The organism is Cyanobacteria bacterium GSL.Bin1 (genome assembly GCA_009909085.1).
Lineage (GTDB): Bacteria > Cyanobacteriota > Cyanobacteriia > Cyanobacteriales > Rubidibacteraceae > Halothece.
On the sequence record JAAANX010000144.1, the window covers coordinates 1 to 5,146 of the forward strand.

General features: G+C 42.1%; 5 protein-coding genes. 2 read left to right on the plus strand and 3 right to left on the minus strand.

What is annotated here, in order from left to right:
- Positions 1–620 (plus strand): FAD-binding monooxygenase (locus tag GVY04_17280; GenBank protein NBD17812.1); only part of this gene is annotated, 620 nt, incomplete at its 5' end.
- A 22-nt stretch (positions 621–642) separates the two neighbouring features.
- On the opposite strand, the gene recJ is transcribed toward GVY04_17280, so the two are convergent.
- On the minus strand, positions 643–2,547 hold the full coding sequence (gene recJ, locus GVY04_17285) for a single-stranded-DNA-specific exonuclease RecJ (GenBank protein ID NBD17813.1): 1,905 nt from the start codon (positions 2,545–2,547) through the stop codon (positions 643–645).
- 179 nt (positions 2,548–2,726) lie between these two features.
- On the opposite strand from recJ, the gene GVY04_17290 reads away from it, so the two are divergent.
- A complete protein-coding gene (locus tag GVY04_17290; protein ID NBD17814.1) occupies positions 2,727–3,110 on the plus strand; it encodes a GxxExxY protein in 384 nt (127 codons plus the stop codon).
- A 69-nt stretch (positions 3,111–3,179) separates the two neighbouring features.
- Here GVY04_17290 and cydB read toward each other — a convergent pair whose 3' ends face one another.
- Positions 3,180–4,193, minus strand: a complete 1,014-nt coding sequence (gene cydB / locus GVY04_17295) for a cytochrome d ubiquinol oxidase subunit II (protein NBD17815.1) — start codon at positions 4,191–4,193, stop codon at positions 3,180–3,182.
- Between the two features lie 2 nt (positions 4,194–4,195).
- A partial coding sequence (locus tag GVY04_17300) for a cytochrome ubiquinol oxidase subunit I (protein NBD17816.1) occupies positions 4,196–5,146 on the minus strand: 951 nt, incomplete at its 5' end.

Sequence of the window (5,146 nt, forward strand, 5' to 3'; positions counted from 1 at the left end):
AAACTGAAGAAGAATTGGAAAATTTTTTAAAGGAAGCCTTTCCGCAGTTACCGCTGGATAAAATCATCTCTGCTGAAGAAATGGCTCGATTTCTTTCCAGTAAGGGAGGACAATTTCCCACCCCTCAATATTGTTCAGGATTGTATAAACTCTTCGGCAAACTGGACAATAATCAAGGGACAGCTGTCATTTTATTGGGAGATGCTGTGCATTGTTTTCCGCCTGATATTGGGCAAGGCGTGAATGCTGCTTTAGAAGATAGCTATATCTTCCACAAAATTTTAGAAGAGACGAATGATCATCTATCGCAAGCACTCCCGCGCTATCAAACGCAACGGGAACCCGATGTTAAAGCCTTAATTCGTCTCGTACAAATCAGCTATCCTTGGCAATATAACCAAGCGCCTTTACGGAAAAAATTATGGGGGATTAACTTTTTCATCCGTTTAGTCTTACATCGTTTATTTCCCTACTTTTTTGATCCGCATTCTTTCTTATTGATTCAAAATCATGAATTTTCTTACTCGGAAATTCTGGAAAAAAGTAACCGAACAACGAGAAGATTGTTCTTACTAGGAGGACTATTTATTGTAGTCTTATCCTTGATTTTTCTCAATTAGAAGCAAGGGCATCAAGTGTAACCTAAATTTTATCAAGTGCAGAAACCGCTGCTTTAATAACATCATAGTAGGGAGGTTGTGTAACATTAATGGGTTGGAGGTGTTGGCGATTTGTCTTCAAGTGTCCTGTGCGTTCTCCCTTCGTTACGATTAGGAGATTCCCTTGCTCATTTTCGATTCTTAATTCATTTAAATGATCCCACAGCCAACAGTGATAAGTCCGTCCTTGGTAATCATAAGTTGTTTCTTGTTGCTGAGTTTGTTGCGGTAAGCGAAAGCCTAATAATTCTAATTCTAGAGTAATTTGACCTTGCCAATGATTTTCTCGTAATTTATAAGCGATATCAACTTGTTTCGGTAACGGAAAATAGTCTCCCCAGCGCCAACCCATTGCCGCTTTTTGGACAGGATTCCCTTCTATTGTTTGACTAAACGTTAATTTGAGATGATTTTTCCCAACAATTTTCTGGTCAATGATGGTAACAGTTTGACTTAAAAAGATGGGTTCTTCATTCCCAATTCCCCAGGGTTGTAAACTATCCACTTGCTGATAAAAGTCAGGGGTTAATTCCGCGAAGGTTGCTGTCGCATCAATTTTAACTAAAGGTTTAAGATACTCTGGTTTTAAACATTGATGAGAAAATTCACTCAACCGTTTCCGAAAAACAGCTAGATTTTGGGTTGCTAAACTAAAACCGCCCGCTGCTTTGTGACCGCCAAATTTTTCCAGTAAATGTTGACAATATACAAGGGAATCAAAGACATGAAACTCAGGAATTCCCCTTGCTGAACCGCGAATTTGACTCTGTTCTTCATCTTCATAAGTACCAATAAAAACAGGAACACCAAAGCGATCAACTAAACGCGAGGCAACAATACCAATCACTCCATGATGCCAATTCGGTTGAACAATGACCATTACGCGATCGCGCAACCAATCAATTTCTCCCGTTTCTAAATAAGCAATGGCTTCTTGTTCAATTTGGGCGCACAGTTCTTGACGTTTCGTATTCACTTGTTCACACTGCATCGCCCGTTCTAATGCAATCCCTGGGTCATCTGTGGTTAAGAGTTCAATGACCGTTTGCGGGTCGCTAATCCGCCCAATCGCGTTGATTCTCGGTCCCAACCGAAAGCCAATATCATCCGGTTTCACGGCTTTTTGCGTATCATTCACCCCACTCACCTGCATCAACGCTTGCACCCCTGGAATTTCTGATTTGGGGAGTTGACGTAAACCGCGTTTCAACCAACGGCGATTCACTCCCACTAACGGGGCTAAATCCGCGATTGTTCCTAATGTAAATAACTCCAAAAGTTGAGCTGTAAATCCTTGAAGTTTCCCCAACTTTTGCGCCGTTGCTACCGCTAAGATATAAGCAACTCCCACCCCAGCTAATCCGCGATAGGGAGAATTTTCTGGTAATAATTTGGGGTTTAAAATCGCATCAGCTGGCGGTAACGTTTCTGGGAGATCATGATGGTCAGTAATAATCACTTGCAACCCTAATTCTACTGCCCGATAAATCGGATCATAAGCAGCAATTCCATTATCAACCGTTAAAATTAAACCCACCCCATTACTGGCACAGTCTTCCACAATGCGAGTATTAATCCCATATCCTTCTTTCATTCGACTCGGAATTAAATAATCCACCTCTGCCCCGAGATGACGTAACGTTCTTAATAAAAGCGCAGTACTAGTCATCCCATCCGCATCATAATCCCCACAAATAATAATTGATTCTTCTTGCGCGATCGCGTCAATAATTAAAGTAATACTTTCCTCTAAATCAGGAAATTCTGTTTGCGGAGAAGGTAATTTTTCTGTTTCCGGATCAACATAAACTTTTGCCGCTTCAGGGTTTAAAATACCGCGATTAATCAATACTTGCGCTAACAGCGGGGATAATCCGGTTGCTGTCATTAAAGGAGTAATTTTTTCTTGATCAAGTTCAATAATTTGCCAGCGTTGTGAGGGAATTTGAGGTTTCAAGGTTGGAATTAATTTAGGTTTTCCAGAAGATTTTAGCAGAAAGTGATTTTATAAGTCTTTATCATAGACAATAAAATCTATAAACCACAAAGACACAAAGGACACAAAGCATGAATCGTAAAGAAGCAGATCGCTTATCAAAAGTTATTATAGGTGCTGCAATCAATGTACATCGAGAATTAGGTCCTGGTCTATTAGAATCAGCTTATGAAGCTTGTTTAAAGTATGAGTTAGAAGAGAAGGGCTTAAGTGTGGAAAGTCAAGTTTCCCAACCGGTTACTTATAAAGGAGTTCAGATTGAATGTGGATACCGCTTAGATCTATTAGTTGAAAACTTAGTAATAATTGAACTGAAAACGGTTGATAATCTACAGCCAATTCATACAGCACAACTCCTAACCTATCTTAAACTACGTCAACTTTGGCTTGGCTTACTGATTAACTTCAATGTTCCGATTCTTAAAAATGGAATTAAACGACTCGTTAACAACTAAACTTTGTGATCTTTGTGTCTTTGTGGTTCATAAAAAAAGGGAGAAATGACTCCTCCCACAAACCTTAACTTATCCTTCGTAATTACTACTTCTAACCTTACCGCGAAACACCACATACTGATAGATGTTATACGCCAACATAATCGGAATTAAAAAGCCAATAAAGGTCAGCATAAACACTAAAGCACTAGGGTCTGCCGCCGCTTCATAAACTGTAATGGAACGGGGAATAATGTAGGGAAAAACAATAACCCCTAAGCCTAAAAACGAGAGCAAGAACACTAAAATTGTCCAAACAAAGGGGGCGCGTTCTTGTTGCTGATTGAGGCTGCGTAGCAGTTGCCAAATAAAGAAGGCGCCCAAAAGGGGAATGGTGGCAAAAATGTAAAGAAAGGGGGGTTCAAACAAGCGCGATCGCGCTTCTTCTAAGAAAATAGGAGTGGTAATGGTAATTAATACCGCACCCACTAACGTGGTAATCGCAGCAATTTTGGCGGTGCGATAGTGAGTTTGCTGCAAGGCCCCTTCTGTTTTCATCACTAAATAGGTTGAACCGCTGAGAACATACCCTTGAATCAAGGTCAGTGTGACTAATACAGACGGTAAACTCAACCAATCCCAAATCCCACCGATGAAATGTCCCGCTTCATCGACATTAATGCTGGTTAAGACTCCCCCTAAGGCAAATCCTTGGCCAACTGTAGCCAGTAAACTCCCTAAGCCAAAGGCAGCATTCCAGAAAAATTTCTGTTCTGAATGTTCCCGAAACTCAAAGGCAACGGCACGGAAAATAAAGCCAAAGACCATCAGCCAAATCGGGATGTATAAGGCGCTTAAAATGGTGCTGTAAGCTAAGGGGTAGGCACCAAAGAGTGCCCCGCCCATTAAGACTAGCCAGGTCTCATTGGCGTCCCAAACGTTACTTAAACTGGTCATCAGTAAGCCACGGCGTTCCTCATTAGAAGAGGTGAGGGATAAAATGCCAACTCCTAAGTCAAACCCATCGAGCATAACGTACAGGAACAGAAATAACGCCAAAATGACGAACCAAACTTGCGGTAAAAAATAGCTAAGGGTTTCCATGATTAACTTTCTACAGGGCGACGATCTGGGGTATGTTCAACGGGAGTGGGCTGTAAGGTTTCTTTGGGAACGGGTAAGTCAAAATTCGGTCCTTGGCGAATAATCCGACTCCCGAAATAGAGTGCCGAAATAAATAGGAGACTATAAACTCCTGTAAAGGCTAACAGTGAGGTGAGAATTTCTGAGGCGGGTAAATTCGATGCAGCATCAACGGTGCGAATTTCCTCATACATTGTCCAGGGTTGTCGCCCGACACAACGCACAATCCAACCGGACTCGATCGCGATATAACCTAGGGGCGCAGAAACCATCCAACCCAGAAGTAGCCACTTTTGATTGGCAATTTGCACCGGTGCGAGTTTCCCTCGCAGCCATTGAATCACGGTAATGCCCATTAATCCGGCTAAGAAGAAACCAATCCCGACCATGATCCGAAATGAGTAGTAAATCAGTCCTACCATTCCCGGACGATCTTCGGGTTTCCATTCTTTTAAGCCTCGGACGGGTTCAGATAAATCTCGTTTTAATTCGAGGATATAGCCTAATCCGTTGGGAATGGAAATTTCCCAGTCATTGCGTTCCGCTTTACTATTGGGAATGGCAACTAAACTCCAATCGGCGGGTTGTCCCCCCGGGGCTGTTTCCCACTGGGCTTCCATTGCTGCCATTTTAGTCGGCTGTTGATGATAAACTTGTTCGCCGCTGAGGTGTCCAATGTAGATTTGTAAAGGGGCAACCGCGATCGCGACCGCAAGAACAATCTTAAAGGATCGGGTAAAGAATTGTTGGTAGCGTTGATTGCGATTTAAGATATACCACGCACTAATCCCGCCAATGACAAATAAAGAGGTCTCCAAAGTGGCAAAGAACATATGCAGCACACTATTGACCATAAAGGGATTAAAAATCGCTTGGAAGTAATCGGTCACGACAAACTTGCCATCCACCAATTC